A 21,255-nucleotide genomic window follows, 5' to 3' on the forward strand; every position below is an offset into this window, starting at 1 on the left:
ATGGGTGCAGAGAACGAGGGAAACGCAACATCCCATACGGAGTCAGATCAGCAAAGATACCCGTTCGGGCTCTCGTCTCCACAGTTTGCCGTCCTCCTTGTGCTCGTTGGGCTCATCGGTCCCGGTTTACTAGTATCCACCCTCGAACAGGCGAACCTCTCTACCGTAGCTGACCTCGTGTGGATCGTTGGCTATGGCACAACCATTTTTGTCGTTTGGTTCATCTGGTTTCGTCCGCTTGACCTCGTTGGACCCTCCGCCCAGGATACATCGCTCACCGAGGAATCGGAGCAGTCCGAAACAGCACCTGAGGAACGCGAGAGTGAGTCTGAACCACTGGATAGTGCTGAATCCTCGGCACTGGATTCGACGTTGGCGACCGAAGACAGCGCACAGGAGTCTACCCAGGAACACCCAGAGTCCTCAGATTCGAAATAGCACCCCCTCTAATGTGAACTCATGACCCTCTACGAACATACACAAGAGGATCCGGCAGAGCACGAACCTCCGTCTGAAACAGGTGGCAGTACGCGCCGACTTGCGCTCGTCGCGGTCGTCAATTTCCTCGGATTCGTGGTCGAGCTGGCTGGTGGGCTCCTGTTCGGGTCGGTGGCGCTCATCAGCGACGCGCTCCACATGCTGTTCGATATGCTCGCGTACGCGATGGCGTTCGGTGCGAGCTACACCGCCGAACGCTTCGAAGGCGGCGAGTCGTGGCCCTACGGACTGCACCGACTGGAGCCGGTCGCCGCATTTCTAAACGGCGTGCTACTGTTGCCGATGGTCGGGTACATCCTCTGGGAGTCCTATCAGCGATTCCTCGACCCGGTCGCAATCGATCCGGTACTCACGTTAATCATCGCGACGGGTGGTCTCCTGGTCAACGTCGGTTCCGTGTACGTGTTGCAGGGTGACGAAATGAGCCTCAACGAACGGGGCGCGTTCTACCACTTGCTCGGTGACGCCGGTGGCTCTGTTGCGGTAATCGTCTCGACCGCTGCCGTCGCAATTTTCGACCTCCCTATCGCAGACCCGGTCGCAGCAGTACTCATCGGACTGCTGGTGCTGGCATCGGCTGGCAACGTCCTCCGAGAAAGCACCTCTATCCTGCTTGAACGGAGCCCGGTGTCGTCCGGAGAACTCCGAGAGGAATTGACTGCACTCGACGGCGTCGACCAGATTGAGGATCTTCACGTCTGGCAGATCTGTAGTCAGCTCACCGTTGCGACCGTCCGGCTGACAGACACGGCGGCCACACTCGAAGAGCAACGGGCGACCCGGTCGCGGGTCCACGACCATCTCACGGATCGAGGGATCGATCACGCGACCGTTGAGCTCGTCGGACATACCGACACCGAAACTGACTCTGTCGGTACGACGAATCACTCCCACTAACGATGTCCCACACAGCACCCGATCAAATGTTCAAGGTGTTGGACGAGACGAACGAGAACCTCATTGCGTTTGGGCCCGCGTGCCACCGACAGTACTGGGGAAAGTCGCTGAAAGGGTGCTGGCTCTCTATGGGGACATCGAACGGGAAGCCTACGAACACACTCTCGTCGAGTTGGAATACTTCAAGGACGTGGTCGAGAAAGGTACGGGGAATTGATTAATTTCGACTACGGTCAACCCTACCGAGGGAGGAGTGTTATTAAAAGAAGAAGCACTCCCAGAAGAGTCAGGTAGCTACCACGGCAAGCATCAAATATAACGAAACCCGAACCCTGTGTCATTTCTGGATGCGGAGAGAGTACATAATAACTGCAAGGCCAAGCGCGACGAATACGCTGTTAATGAGTACACCGTGTGCTAGCGAGACGGAAAAGAATTGATTAGCCACGCCTGTCAGTAGTGCGCCGAGTGTAATGACACCGAATCCGATACCCAAAAGCCGGAGCGATTTCTCACCCGTTCGACGATAGGCTTTGAACGCGATGTAGGTAATTCCACCCCCGAGAAGTAGGATGGCGAACTTAACCACCGCAATCGCGGTTATGACTCCGTTCATACCTCGTCTCCCATCATCGACCAAATGTCTGCAAGTCGTTTATCAGTAGACTGCGGTGGTCGTTCGACACTCACGGAAAACTCGCCTGTGTCGTCCATAGAGATCATTACGTCATCGAACGACCGTTCGTAGTGGGTGACTCGTCCCCCACCCGGGTTGATCGTATCCCGCTCTTGCACGAGAGACGCGCAACTAAGCAGTTCTAATTTGCGATACATCGTCGACTTAGGGATGTCACAGGCGTCAATGAGTTCGTTCGCTGTCATGGGTTCAACGGTTTTGCTGAGAATGGCCCGGCACTCGGGATCATCCAGTGCATCAAGGACGTCCTGTAACGCCGGTGTGTCCTCGGACGACACTGAATTGTCTCCCATTATTTGATTATACGTGTTCGTCGGGATATGATGTCCGATTGTCCTTCGAGAGTTCTCTCGACAGTACAAATTCAAGGCAGAGTACAACACTTAGATCATAACGAACGCGCAGTCGAAAAAACCGCAAGACGAGCATTAACATAGTGACACTGGTAGCGGGGTATTATGGCCGACGTTGAGTTTCGAGCCGTTGTTCTCCCTCTTCAGTGATTTCGTAGAGGCCTCGGCCAAATGGACGGATACACTCGTCACTATTGAGGTGGGCACAGGTCTGGTCAACAGTGATCGGATGCCCATCGACCGCGTTAGCGATTTCCATCACATGAAGAGGTGACCGATCAGCAAGCGTTTCTAATACATCCATCTCGGTCTGTATCGAGTACTTGCTCATAGTTGAAGTCGGGTCATAGGTGAATTAGTAGCTGTACTCCGTCCGCAGAGGCCGCCCGGTCAGTCATGCTCCGCGTACACCTCGAGAAGTTCCTGATATCGGTTTCGAATCGTTACTTGACTGACGTGGGCCACCTCACTCACCGTCTCCTGTGTGAGCTGTTCGTTCGTGAGATGAGTCGCAGCATACAGAGCGGCGGCCGCCATTCCTGCCGGACTCTTCCCACTGTGGACAGCATTATTTGTTGCCACCTCAAGAAGTTCCCGAGAACGCCGTTCTGCTTCGTCGCTCACATCAAGCGACGACGCAAATTGTGGAATATATTGAGTGGGATTTTCCGGCTCGATTTCTAAACCGAGTTCACGGGACAGATATCGGTATGCTCGCTGAATCCGAATTTTTTCGACACGGCTCACGTCGGCGAACTCAGTCAGCGGCCGGGGTATTCCGTGCTGTCGGGCAGCTGCATACAACGACGCCGTTGACATTCCCTCGATCGATCGACCAGGTAGCAGACTCTTCTCCACAGCACGCCTATACAGAACACCGGCTGTTTCCCGTACCGATTCCGGAAGCCCGAGAGCGGACGCCATGCGGCTGACCTCTCCAAGCGCTTGCTTGAGATTCCGCTCGTGAGCATCTTTCGTCCGGAACCGCTCGTCCCACGTCCGAAGGCGCTGTAATTGAGCACGTTTGCGACCGGATATGGCCTGTCCGTAGGCGTCCTTGTCCTGCCAGCCGATAGTCGTACTCAGCCCCTTGTCGTGCATCAGCTGCGTCGTCGGAGCACCGACCCGACTCTTTTCATCGCGTTCATCCGACGTGAATGCACGCCATTCCGGGCCGTGGTCGATGGGGTCGTCTTCAAAAACCAACCCACAGCTTTCGCAGGTTGCTTCATGTCTATCGCTGTTCAGGATAATATGTCCCTGACACTCGGGACATATGTTGTCGTTAGCAGACTTCACCTCACAGTCGCGTTCATCTATTGATCGTTCCTGGGTATGTTCTTGAGCCATCATACTATCGGCGTATAGAGGTTTTCCCTACAAACCATGGGCCATCTTAATAGTGCCGTGGGACGGCTCCTCAATGAATAGTTGGCGGAGTCCCACTCACTGGGAATCCGGCCTAACGCTTTGTCTCCGAGACATCAACTCGGCACACCGTGAGTTGGAGTCCCTATCCAAATTACATTTTTCAAGCTTACAGTCCTCGCTGGATCGTACCTCGTCGAACCTGAACGTCAGCCATGAACAAAATCACTACCGGGAGATATCTTGGAATGAATAGCGCCGGAATCGACCTATCGAAGCCAACTTGTAGGGTAGAGCCCTACAACCACGTCTGATTAATGTCGTCGACATCTCGCTTCCAATCTGTCGCCTCGGCTATTGGTCTCACGTACGGACCATACGCCGCGGGGGGTATCGTGATCTTTGCTGTCGCGGCGGTCATCAGGCTGTTCGGAGTCGACCTCGCGTCGCGTCCAGCCCTCAGGGTGATTTTGAGCACGTTCTTCCTCCAAGGGGTGGCGTTTGGCGGCATTGCCGTCCTCTACCTCAAAGGCCGTGATCTCGGATTCGGATTCGTTCCAGTTCGTCTACCTGACAAACGTGATGGGGCAGTGATTGTCGGGGGGTGTATTGCGCTCTTGGGCCTGCTCTTTGTGGCGTCCTCTGTAATCACGGCCCTTGGTCTGAATTCGGCCCAGAACCAGATCGCCGAGGTCGGACAGCAAAACCCGAGTGTATTCCTTGTTCTGATCCCCCTCCAATTCCTGCTGGTCGGTCCAGGAGAAGAACTGTTGTTTCGGGGACTCGTCCAAGGCACCCTACGTGAAAATCTCCATCCAGCCCGTGCAATTATTCTGGCAAGTGCTCTGTTTGCGTCGATCCATCTCTTCTCGTTGTCAGGGGACGGCAAACTGGTGTACATCGGTATCGCATTTGTCTTGGCCCTAGTACTGGGTGCAGCATATGAGTACACGGACAATCTCGCAGTACCGGCTGTGATTCACGGGACGTATAACGCGGTGCAGTTTGCAGGAGCCTATCTGACGGCGACGGGCGGACTGTGAACTACCCACCCTACTCGTAACGGCTGACGCCGTTCGTTCCTTGAGGGTAGGGCTTCTGCTTCCACGACACGCTTTGCAGATACGGGCGTGCCCACAGGGAGCGCAGTCTCCACAGGCTTTGATCAGGAGTGTCCCACTCCTACTTCATCGAAACCGCAAGAAAGGATGTTCCAAGTCGCGTTCGCATCTCTGTCCGCTTCGAATCCACAAGACGGACAGGAATGTTTGCGGGCCCACAACGGCTTCTCCACCGAAGTGCCACACGCGGCGTACTCCTTGGTCGTCCTACCGAGTTGGTTCCGAAGGCTACGAATCGGCGTAGTCTATCGGTCCGTCATGGATACGGATATCTTCAACCCGCTTATGGAGTACGCCGGCGACTCCGCGTAGCCACCACTCGGAATGCCTCATTGAGGACATGAACGTTCGCCTTCTCACTGTGACCGAGGGAGACACCTGAGTATCAGCCCTGGCGTCTCCAGACTACCTCAACTCCACCCCAGAGGAGGCCAGTACCGAGGAGCATCATGAGTTCAAACACTTCTACGAATCCCATCCAGACCGGTGTGATGTACATAAGTCCATTCAAGTACTTCCCGGGGATGAGTTGTTTACCGAAAGTCAGGACACGGTCACTCAAACTGCCCGTCCGTGAGTCAAGACTTGCTTGCGTCGCACTTGGGCCACCTGCACTCTCGTCTCCAGTCCCGAGACGTTCCGCCTCGTATGGGAAGGCGATATTGACGCTCCAGACAACCTCTCCTTGTTTGTCAACTTCGAATACACGATTCCCGTTCGAATCTGTTACCAAGGTGTGACCATTTGGAAGTCGGTCGGCGTCCCGTGGCCACTGCATCCGCGCGTCTCGCCACACCCACGACTGTTCCCACCTGTCTTCCGTCCGTTGGTACTCGACGACGCGGTTGTTTTCCGAATCCCCGACCAGGACCGCGGGGCCGCCGTTGGCTTCAGGGATGTAGTCCGGGTTGTGCTGTTCGTAGAGGATACTGTAGTCGTCCTCCGCACCGAGCGTCCACTCGTCGATGAGTCCACTCCGGTTGAGGAACACGACCCGGTCCTGGTTACGGGCGCTCACCATGAGTCGGCCATCCTCGAGTACCTCGATGTCGTTGATGTGCGTCCAGTCCTCGGGGTACGGACCACCCGTATCCCGGACAAACCCGTTGCTGGCGTTCCACGTCCACTCGGTCTGGCCGGAGGTGGTGTTCACGACGAATACCCGGTCGAGGTAGATATCCGCGACAGCCAAGTGTGTCTCGTTGAGCCGGTCGGCATCATGGTAGCGTGTTGCTTCTTTCCCAGGAGTGGTTTCGCTCCAGACGCGCGTCACCTCGCCGGTCGTCAAGTTGACTCGCTCATATCCGTTGCGCGTACAGGCGTTGGTCGAGCGAGCAGCCTCGTATTCGTTCCAGACCCCCTCGTCAACTCGGCGCTGGGCGAAGTTACTGGTGTCCGGACATGCCGACGGCTCGAGGTGGTCCGCGAACATATACTCAACGGTGGTTCTCGTTTCAGGTACCGGATCGACATCCCAATACCGCGTGTGTGAGTCGTTGTAGTAGAGGATGCTTCCGTCCGGGTTGAACGCGACGAGTTCCGCTCGGGCACGAGGCCCACTACTCGCCTCGCCTCGCCACGAATTCGAATCGGTCGCGATAACCGTGATGTTGCCGCGAGGTTCGGCGGCCTGTTGCTGTGGGTTCGCAACCCCTTGGTTCGTGAGGTGGCTCTCGAAGGTATCGTTGGTTGCCCCAACTGTGTATCCGTAGGCTAGGCCAATACTAGATAAACCGATAATGATGACGAAAAACACACGGAGATAGGCCTTGGTTGTCACGGTAGAATCTCTGAACAGATTCTAGTTGGTTATACGGATGCTAAGAATTCGAGGCAGTATTATTCCGTGAACTCACTGTACGAGACGCTGCCTTGGTCGACGATAGTCTGGCTTTCAGGAACGTCTCCGTCCGGCGGCATACTCCCCTCCGCGGGACCGCCGGGTTCGCCGACAACGATCCGACCGACCATCCCCAGGGTCTTATGCGGGATACAGAAGTAATCGTACGTCCCCGTGGTTTCGAACGTGTGTTCGTAGGTCGCGCCTTGTTCGCTTAGAATTTCGCTATTGAACGGTTCTGCTCCCTCGGGAATCCGATTTACCGAGGCTGTGCTCGTTCCTTCTTTGTAAGCGGTCGCCGAGTGGCTCCCACTCTGGATTTCAAACGTGACGGTATCACCAGATTCGACGAAAAAGACCGATCGGATCGAAATAATACTCGCTACCCTCGGTGACCATCATGACCGTATTCGACCCCCCCGAGCCGTCGGTTGTCTCCTCTCCCGAATCGCCAGTTGTCTCCTCTGTCTCGGTCGTAGTCGGCTCACCGCTACCATCACCGTTTCCTGAACTACTACATCCTGCGAGACTGGTCACGCCGCCTGTTGCGAGAATTCCAGCTGTCTTTAGGACCTGTCGACGCTCCATACCCACATATCAAACCCCCCGGTATAAGGGCCGAGGGCGGATTCCCAATACATAGGACACCGCCTTCGTTTGACGTACCGCAGTCGCAAAGTTGGGGTGATGGCATTCTATCCGAGGACGGGCCATTTTTCACCCAATCTGCGAATCATCGTTCAGACCACTATCGACATCTGTCGAGGTGAGACCGGTGGTTGATCCCGTTCTTGCGAGCCGACTCCAGTTTGCGCTCACCACAATCGTTCACATTATCTTCCCAGTGATGAGTATGGGACTTGCACCGTTTCTCATCTATTTCACATGGAAAGAGATTCGCACCAAACAGCCAGTGTACGAACAACTGCGCCGGTTCTGGACCCGCATCTTTGCGGTCAGCTTCGTCGTTGGCACAGTGACCGGGCTCGTCCTCGAATTCGAATTCGGAACGAACTTCGCCGCGTTCTCGACGACCGCCGGGGAGCTGTTCGGCGGACCGCTCGCCCTCGAAGGGATGATGGCGTTCATGCTCGAAGCCACGTTCCTCGGCATCTTCGTCTTCGGCCGCGACCGGGTCTCAGACCGGCTCTACTTCTTGTCGAGTATTGCCGTCGGGCTCGGTACGTGGCTCTCGGCCGTCTGGATCCTCATCGCGAACTCGTGGATGCAGACACCGCGTGGGTTCGAAATCGTCGTCGAGAACGGCCAGCGAATTGTGAAGCTTACCGACCCGCTCGCAGCCTACCTCAATCCGAGGTTCTCCTATATGTTCATCCATATGCAGAACGCGGCTGTCGAGTCGGTCGCGCTCTTCATGGCCGGCGTTGCTGCCTACTACGTGTTCCGGCACCACGTCTGGGGCTACCCGATTGAACACATCGATGTCTGGGAGAAGACGCTCAAAATCGCGCTCGTCGTCCTGCTCATCACGGCCCCACTGCAGGTGATTCAGGGCGATGAGTATGCCCGCCACGTCTCTGAAACTCAACCCCAGAAATTCGCCGCGATGGAAGCCGTCTGGGAAACCGACTCCTACGTTCCCGAGTATATCGTCGCGTTCCCGACGGACGTCAACGACCTGCTGAACCCACGGACGAAGGAGCTCTTCGGTATCGGAATCCCGGGTGGAGCATCTTGGCTCGCGAGTGGCGGAAACCCACAGGCAACGATACGTGGACTCGAATCCTTCTCGACGAAAGCCCCACCAGTGGCGATCGTCTTCTGGGCGTTCCGAATCATGGTCGCGCTCGGCTTCTGGTTCATCCTGCTGGCCGTCTGGGGTGTCTATCGATGGTGGCGCGGCGAACTCTTCGAGGACGATCTGTTACACAAGGCGTTGATGGCCTCGTCTCTCTTGGGGTTCCTCGCCGTGGAGGTGGGCTGGATCGTCACCGAGGTCGGGCGACAACCGTGGGTCATTCAGGGGGTAATGAAGACGAGTGCCGGCGTCTCTCCAAATCTCACAGGCGCCGAAGCAACGTTCACACTCCTCGGATTCGTCACCGGGTACATCCTGTTACTGGGTCTCTACACATACGTCGTTAGTCGTATTATTCGAGCGGGGCCGCCATCGAAAGACGAGCTCAGGCAGAGCAATTCTGCCCGCATCTCAGAATCGGAGGTGACGTCCGGTGACTAACGTGGAATCGCTGGCCACGAAGCCGCTATTCGGATTACCACTTGCCGAGCTCTGGTTCGCGCTGCTGTTTTTCATCTTCGGGATGTTCCTCTTTCTCGACGGCTTCGACTTCGGCGTGGGCGTCCTATTTGCGACCCGTAACGATGATCACGAAAAAGAACAGCTGTTAGCGGCTGTCGGGCCGTTCTGGGACGGGAACGAGGTCTGGCTCGTCGTATTCGGTGGAGCGCTATTCGCGGCATTTCCGTCCGTGTACGCGAATCTCTTTAGTCGGTACTATCTGTTGATGTTCGCGATTTTGGCCGCACTCGGGCTCCGAGGACTCGCCCCAGAAATGTACGAAGAACGTGAAGACGACCGGTGGCGGACACTCTGGGGCTACTCGTTCGTCATCGGGAGTACCGGTACGCCGTTTCTGCTGGGGCTGTTCGTCATGAACTGGCTGACCGGAGCGACCGGCCTCATCACCCCAGTGGGGGTCCTCGGTGGTCTCACAGTCCTCGTCCTCACGATCGTCGACGGGGCGGCGTTCCTCGGGCTGAAAACCCGTGGCGCGCTGCGAGACGAGATGCGGAACTACGGTGTCCGAGCTGCCGGGGGCTATCTTGGTGGAGCGATCATCACTCTTGGAGCGATATACGTGACTGAACCAGGGCTGCGCTCCTCATTCCGATCACCACTCATCGTCGCACTTGTGGTTCTCACTGCTACCCTGACGGGTATCTACGTCGTCGCGCTCCGCAGACGTCGGTATTACGCCGCGTTCGCGGCGACAGCCGCACTCGTCTTCGGACTCGTAGGGCTCGTTGCGATCCTTCTGTTTCCCTTCGTCGATCGGACCGCAGGACTCACCATCCGAGAGGCGATCATCTCGACGCTTCCGCTCAATCTCATGTCGATCATGGCGAGTGTTCTGCTTCCAATCGTGCTCGGCTACTTCGCCGTGCTCTATTCAGCGTTCAGTGGTCCCGTCGATACTGAGGAAGCATACGGATGAAACGCACAATCAGGCAACATCGTGTCGTTGAGTTGTGGAGATAGAGTCCAATGAGAAATCAACATCAGTTCGTGAATGTGGTGACCTGAGACGATGCCATCAACACAGTCCAATTCGGAACCCCGATTGCTGTCTCGTATCGTAGTGACGTGGGTCGAACTCACAGTTGTCGGATTCGGTGGAGGTGCAATTGGCACATCGATTGGTGGCCCGCCAGGATTGATTATATATTTTGTCACAACCCTCGTCTCGGTTGGAATTCTCTTTTACAACGTGAACGAGTTCATCAAACAATGGGTGAATGGGTGATCTGTAATGCAGATACCACGTAGTCGTCTGAGTATGTCGAACCGTTTGATGAAGTGGTCAGGCCTAACAGGAGTGACCAGCGAGTTCAAGATGCTCCGTTAGTGTAGCCCGGCCAATCATCTCGGCATCTCTCGTCGAGGACCGGGGTTCAACTCCTCGACGGAGCATCCCTGATCCGTTCCACTGCTCTACTCATAACTGTCACAGATGGCCACCTCACAACAAGAAACCGGGGAACACATTTTGACCCGCTATGTCTCCGTAGAGATCGGTACACTCACTAGCCCGTGTCTGTTTGTTCTTGCCGCCGCCACGGTCGTATATAGCTGGCCACCGGCTGTACTCGGATGGTTTGTATCCGGCTTACTCGGACTGCTTGTCGCAATAGCTTCCGGCCGGACATCAGCGGTCAAGCTCAGTCTCATCAAGTGGCCCCGGCCTGAGTCGAGAGGCGATTTAGCGGTGAATGCGATCGCATACAACGGCGTCTTGATTATTGGCACCGTCCTCGGGCAAATCGTGTGGACAGTGTCGAATAATCTCCTACTCGCTGTAGGGGTTGGGGCCGTTCTTCCAGTCTGGTTCCTCAAGCATATACAGTTCCTCGTGTTTCTGGACGGCGAGTGAATTCACCGTGCCGGTCATACGTTCGGAGGAGGATATTTCCACACCCAGCATGATCCAACGACAGTCAAATCCAGGATAGAGAGGTGAATCAGTCAGGTAGAAGTGGCTCCCTGTCCAAGACTGAATAATGTCTCCGGAAGAGCGTCCACCTCGGGAGGAAACCCCCCGTGGACAGACCTCTCGAATCGGATCTATTCGGCCACTCTCTGTACTTCTCGCAGTGATTGTTACGCTCACTCAGGTTCCCGTTGCGTCCGCCCACGGGACAACCGGAAGCGGTGGACTCTCGCAAGGACACGGTTTCATTCTTGCTCTCGTCGGTGCCGTTATCCTCGGCGGATTCGTCCTCCTCAAACGGTTCGATCGAGTCACGCCGACAACCGCTCTTTACGGTGTATTCGTCGGGATCGCAATCACTGCACTCGGAGCTGTTCTCTTCGAAGGACTCTCGCCGGATCCGACATATACCGCGAGCTCGATGCCGTTTCCCCGTGCGTGGTATCAGCCACTGGCGCTGCTGAGTGGCTTGGGCATCATGGTCGCGAGCTTCGTCGTTGGGTGGCTTCGCTGGCCATCGCGACCACGGTACACGTTCCTCGGCATTCTCATGGGATTGTGGATCTCGTACCCCTACCTCCTTCCAGGTCTGGCAAGCGATACGCATCCACTCGGGTACGCTATCGTCCTTGGCACGCCAATCCTGATCGGCTATGTCATCTGGAAGGATGCTGGGAGTGTCATTCGCGCAGTCATGCGTGATCCGGTTGCGCGTCGCTTCGGCATCGGCGTCGGTGTCGTGTTAGCACTCTTTTTTGTTACCGTGACGGGCTACCTCTCGTTTTTCCCCGAAGAAGGCTTCCCCGAGGAGGTGACGGTCGTCGTTCTGCCCGCAATCTATCAGCTGGTATCGTGGCCGACGCTCGAAATCGCGATTCCGCATCTCCCGTTCGTACATATCCCGTTCTTCCTGGCCCTGTCACCTGGCCAGGTCATCGTCGTCGGGATGCTGAGCGCTCTCATCGGGTTGAACGCTGCTCTCATTGCCCGTCACTGGCGCGTTGAGGAACGAGCCGGTATGACCGAAGGGACCGCCGGGAGTGCTGCAATCGTCGGGACGTGTACCTGTGGGTGCTGTGGGCCACTCGTTGCGAAGATAGCGGTGCTTGCTGCCGGACCATCGATTGCTGCACCCCTCTACTGGGTATTCGTTGATTCGGCTTCGCCACTCAGTGCAGTATTCATCGTTGTGAGCTTCCTCCTCTTCACTGGGAGCCTAATCTACTCGGTCCAAGCTGCTCGACAGCCCGAGCAATCGTCGTCTATCATCCCGGCCGACTGAAGTCATCTCCTCCGTGAAAACGTGATAGCTGCGGGGCCGACATCCAATATTTGAAGAACAACTGTTGCCAAGGCGTTTTTTTTTCGACTAATGGCGGTATACAGCGTATCACAGGGGCGAAGCGAGGTTCAACTCTGACTACGGGGTGGGCTCCGACCTCAGTCGAACGGCCACCACTGGCAGTAGAGCTGTATTGAGACTTCTCCCGGTCGGTGGAACTAACTCAATCCTCAGTGTGCTCTGAGGGTTCCGGTTGGAGAAACATAACGTTTACACGTCCCACGGCATCGAAATCTCGGAGATGGTATACCAACTCCCGAATTCGTGCTGCAGAGCCCTGGCAAAAGAGCGTCTCCAGACACCACTCCCCGTGGTGCATATGTTGGGTGGTACTGATGACATCCTCGAACTCATGCTGGACGGTATGGAGTTCACCAATGACGAGTGTGTGCTCGTAATCGAACGCCAGCGCTGCGACGGCAGGGCCTTCCAATCCTTCGAGTTCCGTGTGACGCTCGATGTATTCGTGAATCGCCTCACGGACAGCACGGGAACGTGATTCCAATCCTTCGTCTTGCCACGTCGCATCGAACGACTCGAGGACCTCTTGCGGAATGTTCAAACTCGTTCTCATACGCAAGCCATAGACGGCAGCCCTCAAGAGCGTGATTATTACGAACTCCCGAATCGGGTCATAACAACCCCTATGAGCCATCCAGTACCCCTATCGAGTATATGGCGACCGGAATTCTCGGGCTTGCACTCGGGGCAACTGCTCTCGGTCTCACCCACGGCCTCGCCCCGGGGCACGGATGGGCAATCGCGGCGAGTTATGCGCTCGACAAACAAAACAAATGGTTCTATGCCGCCGCATCGAGCCTTATTCTCGGTGTCGGCCACCTTATCAGTAGCATCGCGATGGTGGTCGTGTACTTCTGGGCGCTCTCGTATTTCGATATTACCCAGATTCCCTGGATGAACTACGTCGCCGGGATACTACTCATTGCATTGGGTATCTGGCAATACTTCAATGGGCACGACCACACCACGCCGAATCACGGTGACGACCACAGTGGGCATCACGAACACGATGGCCACGATCACGATCACACCCATCACAGTCACGACGATGATCACGCCTCCGACCACCATCACAACCACGGCGACGAGAGCCAAGGATGGGTTGCTCGAGTCCGGCGAATAGTTCCGTTCGTGGGCCACTCCGACCATTCACATTCTCACGATCACCTCGACGAGACGCCGGATCGTGGACTCTACGGAATGGCAGCTCTCGCGTTTGCTCTCGGGTTCACGCACAACGAGGAATTCGATATCATCGCTATCTGCACCGGCTCAACCTATTGTCTCGAATTGATGCTCCTCTACTCACTGGCCGTCATCACGTCACTCGTCGGTGTGACGCTGTTACTCGTGGCTGGGTACCAGCGATACGAAGACCGCCTTGAAGACTACGCAGAGTACCTGCCAGCGTTCACCGCAACAATTCTCATCGTTATGGGATTCGGGTTCATTCTGGGCGTCTTCTAACCAGCAGAGAGCATTCACGTTCCAGGTATCGGGGACCCAGATTACTCACGTCGAGATAGATCTCTCCCTACACTAACGGTCCCTACGAGCGAAGAAGCTCTTTCAGCGACTCCAGACTGAAGAACCGAGGCGTCTGTTCACAGAATTCGTCATAGGTCTCGCCGTATTGTTCACGCAGCCATGGCTCTTCAGCGAACGGGAACAATACGTAGATGATGATGATGGTCAATATGCCGTGGATGGCGAGTTTTCGCGAGTTCGTCGCGATAATTGTGCCGACGACGAACGGGATGAACCCTACACTCTGCGGATTTCGGGTGTACCCATAAATCCCGTCAGTTCGGAGCTCACCTTCCCGCCCGCTGCTCTCCATCCATCCGAGTTCCAAGAGCGCGGAGAGGGCAAACCTATCCCGAGCGTTGCGATGGCTCCTCCAGCGAGCTTGCTTCGAATACTATCGAACACGAACGAATCACGGTCAAGAATAGTCAGCACGGGGAACCCAGCAAACACGACCGAGAGTGCAGACCAATTGAACCACCATCTCCACGAATGTTCTCCGATCGGCCACACGCGGTCGTCGGGGCGGAGGGCACTCACCATGTATCAGACGATTAGGCTGGCATCCGCGATAATGATCGCGAGGAGAGCGCGATCTGCACGCGAGGACATAGTCGACTGTTTTGCAAAGAGCCAGATGAAATCCCACCCAGTTGGTGAGAGTAACACAGGTCTCGGCAGCTCACGAACTGGCTAAGGATCCCAAAGGCATTAGCCTACGATACTATCCACTTCTTGGAGGGCCTCAGTCGCCACATCCCCGAGTTCCCCAGCCTCAATATGTGAGTACCGCTCGCGAACCATTTCCTCCGAGTTGTCGAGATATCGAGCTGCAACCGTGTAGCCGAACGCTCTGACGAGGACCTCTCCCATTCCTCGTCGACCACCGTGCGGTGCAAGATAGTCGTGTTTCGGGTGGTCGATGTCGATCTCTGCGGCTTCAGTGAGTCGCTGGAGAATCGACCGGGCGCCGTCCGTCGTGATCGACGGCGGGCGGATATCCTCATCGAGTGCCAGCAGGAGGTCGCGAGCGTACTCATTACGTCGTTCATCAATCGCAGCTGGCCGCTCTCCCCGGTCGGCTAGCTCCTCCTGCACGAGTTCCGCGAGCGTCCGCTGGTCGAATGTCGGGAACACCGGCCAGCGCTCGGCTGGGGGGGCCATCAGCTTCCGGTAGCTCCGCAGCGGCGAGATCACCGGATCGGGGAGGCTAGCAGCGTCCCACTGCTGTTTCTTCCGGTAGACGTCCATACTCCCGTCGTCGAGCGAGAGGTCCTCCCAGCGGACGCCGCGCCGGCGCGGGTCATTCGGGTCTCGAAGGAGTTCGCCAACGCGGACAGCTGTGTACGCGAGGACGAATACGAGGGCGCGGTCACGAGCGGCTTTCAACGCCGCGTAGCGGGCTCGCTGCTTGTCGAGGGGGTCAGTATCCTCCGGGAGTGTCGTGTACGTCTCGATGGCGTCGCGGGCCCGTTCGTCGACGTGACGGGTGAGGGCGTGGCGCTGTTCCGACGTCCAGGCCTGCTGGTCACCGGGCTTGCGGCCGTCGTCCTCCGGCAGCGGCGCCATCGCACTCGCCCGCTGCGCGTAATGCGCCTCGAGATATCCCTCGTTGACGCACCACCCGCACCACGCAGAGATATAGCGGTAATAGGTTTGTACCGTATTCTGCTTGAGTCCTCGATCCCCACCAAGATGCCGGGCGTACTCCCGGAACACGCGTTCGTCGAGATCGTCGAAGGTCGGTTCGCGGTCGACGTCGTCGGGGACGATCCCGGTCCAGTCGTCGTCGCCGCGGTCGCCGGCGGCCCACTCGGCGAACCGCTCGAGCTCGCGGGCTGCGTTGCGTCGATAGTTCCCACCGTCCCCACCGCGGCCTTTCCCCTTGTCCTGGAGGTAACGCTCGAAGCTATCGTCGAGCGGCGTCGAAAGCGCTCGATCAGGCATTCACCGGCCCTCCACCGTCCTGCGGGCCCGGTCTCGGTGCCTCTACCCCGGGGGAAGCGCCGTCCTGAGGCGGTTGCAGCATTCGTGCTTCACCGACGGCGTCGGGGTACTTGAAAGTGGTCGTGATTACCAGTGTAATCACGTCCAACTGGATATCTGCCCGAAGTGCCGAATTCCGGTAGTAGCAGTGCTAATAGCCAAGAAATCCAATTAATAAACCATATTCCGCTATACTAAAACTGAGCCGGTGGGAGTTCACAGTTTCGGAGGATAGGCCAGTTTCGGGTGGGATCTCCGCCGGTTCGGGTCCATCTCCCAACGAAGTGCTCGATTTCTGCCTATGCTGAACGAGATAATCGAGCGACCATGGGATATTGAGCGGATTTGGGTGCTCCTACAGAGCGTCGCCACTCCCAAGCGGCGAACCCAATAGGAAATCGGTCGCTCAGTCAGGCGGTATCAATCCCGAGGCGACGATCTCGACACACTCGCCCGCGGTCAGGACCGGCGCGTAGTCCATCTCACCATCGACGCCCGCTTTCAAGAGGAAGTCCGTGAGCCGCCAGATGTTGTAGAGGAGGACGGCGAACACGAAGTAGAACAACCGCACTCGGTAATCTTTCGAGGAGGTCTTCGCCAAGAAGTCGTTCTTGATGCTCTTGTACTCGTTCTCGATCTGCCAGCGACGACTGTAGCGGCGGCAGAACGTCTCAGCTTCCTTGGGGCCGACTGAGAGGTTCGTCGCAAAGACCGCTGTCCCCTCTCCTTTCGTCGAGGGCACGTAGAGAAACTGCATCGCGTGCGAACCGTGATCGACGTGAACAGTTGCTGACTCAGTAGCGACTTCTTGCCTGTCTTCGTTCATTGCCTCAATAGCCCCTCGCTCAGCACTGTGAATCCGCTTCGGAATGAGGTAGTTTACGTTGAGGTTCGAAAGCGTCTGATACACCGCTTTCGAGTCAAACTCCCGGTCGCACAGCACCATTTCAATCGGCACGTGCTCCTGTGCGCGTCGAACGAGCCGTCGGACTATACGATGGACCCGATTCGGTGGGTTCTGGTCCCACGGCGAACTCTCACGGACAGGTTCGACAGCGAGAATCAGCGGGATGTTCCATCCGACAATCGAGAGAGTGGCGAACTTGAACGCTCTTCCTTCGCTGTCCTTCGTCCCGCTCACCATCGGCATTCCTTCCACGTCACCGAAGTAGCCGATGGTTGTGATGTCGATCGCGACAGTGACTGGGCGACGAAACGAGGAGTCCGATTGAATCACCGAAAGCAACCGTTCTGTCGCCTGTTGAAATCCATCAAGTAGGCTCTCAGGATCAAATTTCTTGACAGCTCGAAGGTGGGTGTCTCCGTGGGGACCGTACTCCTTCCCGCGACGGAACTTGAACCGGGCCGCACCCTGTGGAGTACCACACCCGACCATTCCGATGAACGTCTGGAGTTCGAAGAACCGCGTATCTTCGTAGGTCGCGTTTTGCGCTCTTTTAGAATCAAACGGGCTGAAGCCATGCTCACGAGCGAGGCGGGTGGTTTGGTAGATCTCTTCATCGGAGAACTCGGTAGGACCCTCAGGAACTTCAGATGCGTCTTCGGACGATTGTTTCACCTCCTCCAGTGGTCGAACTTCGGGAACAGAGAGATCCTCGTTGTGGACCTCCTTGACTAAACAGTGTGCACTGGCGGTGATATACCCTCGAATATCGTCATCAAAGCGGTTGCGCCACGTCCGAGAGAGGACTGATTCATCAGGAATGCGGTCAAGCCCGAATACGTCAGCCAGTTCTGGGTGGCGGGTGAGGGACCGATAGCTGTCCCCAGTGACTTCCAGATAGATGAAGAGCTTAAGCATCCCATGGAATGGATACGGTGCGGGGTGCCACTCCGGGTAACCGTCATCCAACGTCTCGATCTGGAGCTTGAGGTCGGTGAGCGCACCGCAGAACGCTGTTCCTTTACGGAGGTGCTTGCGGAGTTCGAGAGCAGCAACAAATGCGTCGGTCAATCGGCGGCCACGCTGTTCCATCAAATCGTCTTATCGAGAGATAATCAACGGCAGTGATGGTTCTTTCTTTTACTTCCCATGGGCTTAGCTCTCTCGTGACATTGATCAACGACACCTCATACTCAAGAGTAAATCATAAGGACATAGAGCTCACATGTAACTAGCGAGAGTGGTTACTTTATCGATTGTTTAGTTCTGATTCGTAGTGAAAACTGGCATTTCGAGGGAAGTGCTGTTTCGCTCGAGGTAGTGTCCTCTCTGACCGAGAGTTTGGACTCCACTGAAAAGGAGTCACGTGGAGTTGGGATACTATGAAGACGGTTGAGATCTCCACTCTCGTAGGTATCTCACCATAGCTTTCTGGACTGCCCGCATAACGAGTGAGACTTCTCCAACATGATTATAGGATGGCTCAGAACCAGCCTATTAGAAGATTTATAGGATGAATCCAATACCCATCGCAATGAGGATTATCGCCGTGAACGCTGGCAGGTACGCCCCGACAGCCAGTGATTCCGGTGAATGCGAAAAACGGGGTGACGGGGATGATCGCTCCCAGTGCGAAGAGGATGAATGACGCACCTGCAGCCTCCCAGGCAGACCCGCCCAATTCTTCGGGATCGATGCCTAACTCCTCACGAGCAAGTGTATCGAGCGCTGTGGCCTCGTCTGCTACCAGTCGCTCTGCGAGTTGCTCTGCGTGCTCTCTGGAGAGGCCTTTCGCTTCGTAGATAAGCGCCAGCTCTTCTGCCTCCTCTTCGGGAACTTCAGCGAGTTCAGTGGCCTCGATGTCGATCTGGCGCTAGTAGAATTCCCGCGAACTCTGGACGGAGAGCCACTCGCCCATCGCCATCGACCCGGAACCGGCGAGGAGCCCGGCTAATCCAGTGATGAGGATGGCTGTCGCGTTGAGAGCGGCCCCTGCGACACCCATCACGAGACTCAGGTTCGACACGAGGCCGTCGTTCGCACCGAGAACGGCCGCCCTGAGGGCGTTACCACTCGTTGCGCGATGTCGCCCTTCGAGGCGGGCGAGGACGTCCCCTTCTGCGCCACGGCCGGGTGCCTCGGCGATTGCTGTAAGCAGGCGATCGTGGGATCGTTCGTCAGCCACCATCCCCGTTTCTTCGACTTCCGGTTGCGTGGCGTATCCTGCACCACCAGTTGCTTCTCCGGCACGCATCGTCGGGGCGACGACGTCAGGACCGAACCGTCGGGCGAGCCACGCGAGAACACGAGCTCTCCAAGACGGTCGTGGAGTAGACATATCGGTGCCAGCCTCGCGAAGTTTCTCGACCCAGAACTCCGCGTGTTCACGCTCGGTCGCCGCCAAGCGTCGATACACGTCGGCGAGCTGCGGTTGAGATTCCGCTGTGGCCATGGCCTCGTAGACGGTCGCACTGTCTATTTCGTCCTGTATATTTCGACGATACCGCGTAACATCGTCACGTGCGCTCATTGTCCAGATTTCGATGTAGAGAGTCTTAGTGATACTAGGGGTCGAAACAGTACAGGCTTCAGAATTGTTTGTGAGACTGCGGCTTCCGTCCGACCGAAAGCGCGAGCAGTAGCTGGATTACTCCGTGTATATTGTTGGCTGTTCTTCAAACCGTTGCTGACACTCTTCGCTACAGAAATAGTACGTCGTCCTGCCGTGCTGGACAGTAGAGACTGCATCGCTAGGCGAGAGTTCCATCCCACAGACCGGATCAATCGGCATCTAAGCGACCGGTTTGGCCCCCATCCGAATGATGATTTCGGAACGCCTCCAACACGTATCTATTAGGGAACGACGAGCGAATTCGCTGGTGACTCTGATGGTTCGATTTTCTCTTCGACTCTGCCGGATCCTAGGCAAACTCGTTCCGTTTGTGATTCTCTTCCTCCGCGACCGGCGTCGGTTTTTGCTCTTCGGACGTTCCCGTTCGATCTCTCGTGAGGCGCACGAACAGCGGGCTCGCAAGCTTCGCGACGTAATGCTAGATCTCGGGCCAACGTTCGTGAAAATCGGACAGGTCCTCTCGACTCGCCCCGACGTCGTTCCACCAGTGTACGCCGAGGAGTTCGTTACGCTGCAGGATGCGGTCCCAACGGGGCCGTATCGCGAGATGATCCCTGCGCTTGCAGATGATGTCGGCTATCACTCCTACGATGACTTCGATCCGGAACCGATTGCGGGTGGGTCGCTGGCGCAGGTCTATCGAGCGACGTATCAGGGCAATCACGTCGTCGTGAAGGTTCGACGACCTGGCATCAACGATCTCATCGAGACTGACCTTCGCATCATCCGCCGCCTCATCCCGCTGGTAATGCTGCTTGCCCCGGAGCGCCTCCAGTTTTCGCTCCGAAACATGGCTGACGACTTCGAGCGCATCATTCTAGAGGAACTCGACTTTGAGCGCGAAGCTCGAATGATGGCAGAGATTCGGGCAAACTTCGAAGCCGACGAGAACGAGACGGTCGTCGTCCCCCGTGTCTATCACGACGTGTCCTCGGAGCGCGTTCTCACCATGGCCTACGTTAAGGGGACGAAGGTCACCGATGTCGACGAACTCGAAGCCGAGGGACACGACCCGAGCGAGGTCGCTCGAGACGTGGCGAACGCGTACTTCACGATGGGGCTCGAACACGGTGTGTACCACGGGGATCCCCATCCCGGCAACCTCGCCGTCGACGAGGAGGGACGTATCGTTTTCTACGACTTCGGGATGAGTGGTCGATTCACGCCGGCGATGCAGAACAGCGTCGTGAATCTCTATCTCGCTGCTGTCAATCGGAACGTCGATGGAATCATTGACGAACTCATTGCTCTCGGTGCCCTCGACCCCGATGCAGATCGAGCCGCCGTTGGGCACGTCCTCGAGTTAGTCATCGACGACCTGGAGGGCAGCGAGACCGTGAACTGGCAGCAGATCATCAGCGAAGTGACCGGGATGCTCCACGAGTTCCCGTTTCGCATCCCGCCCGACATCATGCTCGTCCTCCGAGTGGGCTCGATCAGCGAGGGGGTTCTCAGACAACTCGATCCGGAGTTCGATTTCCTCGCCGCGGCACAGGCATTCCTCCGCGAGCACGGGTTCATGGAACGGGCAGCTCGGATGAAACTCGCAGAGATGCGAGGCGAACTGGAAACCTCACTCTGGGCACTCCTCCGACTCCCAGCGAAATTCGAGCAAGAGCTTGACGCCCGACAAGAAGAGCGTATGCAAGCTGCTGTCAGGACTCAGCATCAGGGATCGCGTTCACTCGGGTATGCGATTCTAGCAGCGGCGTCGCTCATCGGTAGTGCCCTGCTCGTCTCAGTGGACATAACGTACTCGCTACTTGGAATGGTCGTCGTTCTCGTCTTCCTCTTTTTGTTCATCCGTTCATCATACGATGGCAGACGATGATTAGTCGGCTATCCTCACGCCTGTAGACCCAGACGATTCTATACTTAT

At 56.6% G+C, this 21,255-nt stretch carries 20 protein-coding genes, 1 tRNA gene and 3 pseudogenes; 10 read left to right on the plus strand and 14 right to left on the minus strand.

Going from position 1 to position 21,255, the window contains the following annotated elements; genetic code table 11:
* Together ACFQI8_RS14555 and ACFQI8_RS14560 are read left to right on the plus strand one after the other, a co-directional pair.
* The gene (locus ACFQI8_RS14555; protein ID WP_390246000.1) at positions 1-438 is read left to right on the plus strand and encodes a hypothetical protein; all 438 of its coding nucleotides are present in this window, start codon (positions 1-3) and stop codon (positions 436-438) included.
* 21 nt (positions 439-459) lie between these two features.
* Complete coding sequence (locus ACFQI8_RS14560; RefSeq protein WP_390246002.1) at positions 460-1,395, plus strand: cation diffusion facilitator family transporter; 936 nt, start codon at positions 460-462, stop codon at positions 1,393-1,395.
* A gap of 337 nt (positions 1,396-1,732) precedes the next feature.
* On the opposite strand, the gene ACFQI8_RS14565 is transcribed toward ACFQI8_RS14560, so the two are convergent.
* The 3 genes from ACFQI8_RS14565 to ACFQI8_RS14575 form a co-directional block, all read right to left on the minus strand.
* Positions 1,733-2,011 carry a DUF7521 family protein gene (locus ACFQI8_RS14565; protein WP_390246004.1) on the minus strand — a complete coding sequence of 93 codons (279 nt, stop codon included), beginning with the start codon at positions 2,009-2,011 and terminating at the stop codon, positions 1,733-1,735.
* The gene (locus ACFQI8_RS14570; RefSeq protein WP_390246006.1) at positions 2,008-2,385 is read right to left on the minus strand and encodes a helix-turn-helix domain-containing protein; all 378 of its coding nucleotides are present in this window, start codon (positions 2,383-2,385) and stop codon (positions 2,008-2,010) included. Before ACFQI8_RS14570 ends, ACFQI8_RS14565 begins: the two co-directional genes overlap by 4 nt.
* A gap of 450 nt (positions 2,386-2,835) precedes the next feature.
* Positions 2,836-3,798 (minus strand): transcription initiation factor IIB, encoded by a 963-nt coding sequence (locus ACFQI8_RS14575; RefSeq protein ID WP_390246008.1) that lies wholly within the window; start codon positions 3,796-3,798, stop codon positions 2,836-2,838.
* Positions 3,799-4,208: 410 nt separating this feature from the next.
* Here ACFQI8_RS14575 and ACFQI8_RS14580 point away from each other — a divergent pair, with 410 nt between their 5' ends.
* Positions 4,209-4,856: a CPBP family intramembrane glutamic endopeptidase gene (locus ACFQI8_RS14580; protein ID WP_390246010.1), complete on the plus strand. Its 648-nt coding sequence runs from the start codon at positions 4,209-4,211 to the stop codon at positions 4,854-4,856.
* A 15-nt stretch (positions 4,857-4,871) separates the two neighbouring features.
* Here the strand turns inward: ACFQI8_RS14580 and ACFQI8_RS14585 are convergent.
* The 4 genes and pseudogenes from ACFQI8_RS14585 to ACFQI8_RS14600 form a co-directional block, all read right to left on the minus strand.
* Positions 4,872-5,140, minus strand: a pseudogene (locus ACFQI8_RS14585) (zinc ribbon domain-containing protein); the annotation flags it as partial.
* A gap of 179 nt (positions 5,141-5,319) precedes the next feature.
* Positions 5,320-6,714: an arylsulfotransferase family protein gene (locus tag ACFQI8_RS14590; RefSeq protein ID WP_390246012.1), complete on the minus strand. Its 1,395-nt coding sequence runs from the start codon at positions 6,712-6,714 to the stop codon at positions 5,320-5,322.
* A 59-nt stretch (positions 6,715-6,773) separates the two neighbouring features.
* Positions 6,774-7,151, minus strand: a complete 378-nt coding sequence (locus ACFQI8_RS14595) for a plastocyanin/azurin family copper-binding protein (protein WP_390246057.1) — start codon at positions 7,149-7,151, stop codon at positions 6,774-6,776.
* Entirely contained in the window at positions 7,111-7,362 is a 252-nt protein-coding gene (locus tag ACFQI8_RS14600) for a hypothetical protein (protein ID WP_390246014.1), read from the minus strand. The genes ACFQI8_RS14595 and ACFQI8_RS14600 overlap by 41 nt, the downstream gene beginning before the upstream one ends.
* A 187-nt stretch (positions 7,363-7,549) precedes the next feature.
* Between ACFQI8_RS14600 and ACFQI8_RS14605 the strand changes: the two genes are divergently transcribed.
* The 4 genes and pseudogenes from ACFQI8_RS14605 to ACFQI8_RS19535 form a co-directional block, all read left to right on the plus strand.
* Positions 7,550-8,974 (plus strand): cytochrome ubiquinol oxidase subunit I, encoded by a 1,425-nt coding sequence (locus tag ACFQI8_RS14605; RefSeq protein WP_390246016.1) that lies wholly within the window; start codon positions 7,550-7,552, stop codon positions 8,972-8,974.
* Positions 8,967-9,971, plus strand: a complete 1,005-nt coding sequence (cydB, locus tag ACFQI8_RS14610; protein WP_390246018.1) for a cytochrome d ubiquinol oxidase subunit II — start codon at positions 8,967-8,969, stop codon at positions 9,969-9,971. The genes ACFQI8_RS14605 and cydB overlap by 8 nt, the downstream gene beginning before the upstream one ends.
* Positions 9,972-10,372: 401 nt before the next feature.
* A tRNA-Glu gene (locus ACFQI8_RS14615) sits at positions 10,373-10,447 on the plus strand.
* A 40-nt stretch (positions 10,448-10,487) separates the two neighbouring features.
* Positions 10,488-10,808: pseudogene (locus ACFQI8_RS19535) on the plus strand (hypothetical protein); the annotation flags it as partial.
* 15 nt (positions 10,809-10,823) lie between these two features.
* On the opposite strand, the gene ACFQI8_RS14620 reads toward ACFQI8_RS19535, so the two are convergent.
* Positions 10,824-10,958: a hypothetical protein gene (locus ACFQI8_RS14620; protein WP_390246020.1), complete on the minus strand. Its 135-nt coding sequence runs from the start codon at positions 10,956-10,958 to the stop codon at positions 10,824-10,826.
* 169 nt (positions 10,959-11,127) lie between these two features.
* Here ACFQI8_RS14620 and ACFQI8_RS14625 point away from each other — a divergent pair, with 169 nt between their 5' ends.
* Entirely contained in the window at positions 11,128-12,246 is a 1,119-nt protein-coding gene (locus ACFQI8_RS14625) for a hypothetical protein (protein WP_390246022.1), read from the plus strand.
* Between the two features lie 223 nt (positions 12,247-12,469).
* On the opposite strand, the gene ACFQI8_RS14630 is transcribed toward ACFQI8_RS14625, so the two are convergent.
* Entirely contained in the window at positions 12,470-12,880 is a 411-nt protein-coding gene (locus ACFQI8_RS14630; protein WP_390246024.1) for a CopG family ribbon-helix-helix protein, read from the minus strand.
* Positions 12,881-12,981: 101 nt separating this feature from the next.
* Between ACFQI8_RS14630 and ACFQI8_RS14635 the strand changes: the two genes are divergently transcribed.
* The gene (locus ACFQI8_RS14635; protein ID WP_390246026.1) at positions 12,982-13,794 is read left to right on the plus strand and encodes a hypothetical protein; all 813 of its coding nucleotides are present in this window, start codon (positions 12,982-12,984) and stop codon (positions 13,792-13,794) included.
* A gap of 82 nt (positions 13,795-13,876) precedes the next feature.
* Here the strand turns inward: ACFQI8_RS14635 and ACFQI8_RS14640 are convergent, their stop codons facing one another.
* The 5 genes and pseudogenes from ACFQI8_RS14640 to ACFQI8_RS14660 form a co-directional block, all read right to left on the minus strand.
* A complete protein-coding gene (locus ACFQI8_RS14640; RefSeq protein ID WP_390246059.1) occupies positions 13,877-14,167 on the minus strand; it encodes a methyltransferase family protein in 291 nt (96 codons plus the stop codon).
* 398 nt (positions 14,168-14,565) lie between these two features.
* Entirely contained in the window at positions 14,566-15,801 is a 1,236-nt protein-coding gene (locus ACFQI8_RS14645; RefSeq protein WP_390246028.1) for a phage integrase SAM-like domain-containing protein, read from the minus strand.
* A gap of 445 nt (positions 15,802-16,246) precedes the next feature.
* Positions 16,247-17,836 carry a transposase gene (locus tag ACFQI8_RS14650; protein ID WP_390246030.1) on the minus strand — a complete coding sequence of 530 codons (1,590 nt, stop codon included), beginning with the start codon at positions 17,834-17,836 and terminating at the stop codon, positions 16,247-16,249.
* 391 nt (positions 17,837-18,227) lie between these two features.
* Positions 18,228-19,274, minus strand: a pseudogene (locus ACFQI8_RS14655) (VIT1/CCC1 transporter family protein).
* A 117-nt stretch (positions 19,275-19,391) separates the two neighbouring features.
* A complete protein-coding gene (locus tag ACFQI8_RS14660) occupies positions 19,392-19,535 on the minus strand; it encodes a YHS domain-containing protein (protein WP_390246032.1) in 144 nt (47 codons plus the stop codon).
* A gap of 256 nt (positions 19,536-19,791) precedes the next feature.
* On the opposite strand from ACFQI8_RS14660, the gene ACFQI8_RS14665 reads away from it, so the two are divergent.
* Positions 19,792-21,207, plus strand: a complete 1,416-nt coding sequence (locus ACFQI8_RS14665) for an ABC1 kinase family protein (protein ID WP_390246034.1) — start codon at positions 19,792-19,794, stop codon at positions 21,205-21,207.
* Positions 21,208-21,255: the final 48 nt, after the last annotated feature.

It is taken from the genome of Haloferax chudinovii, from assembly GCF_042663345.1.
GTDB classification, from domain to species: Archaea; Halobacteriota; Halobacteria; order Halobacteriales; family Haloferacaceae; genus Haloferax; species Haloferax chudinovii.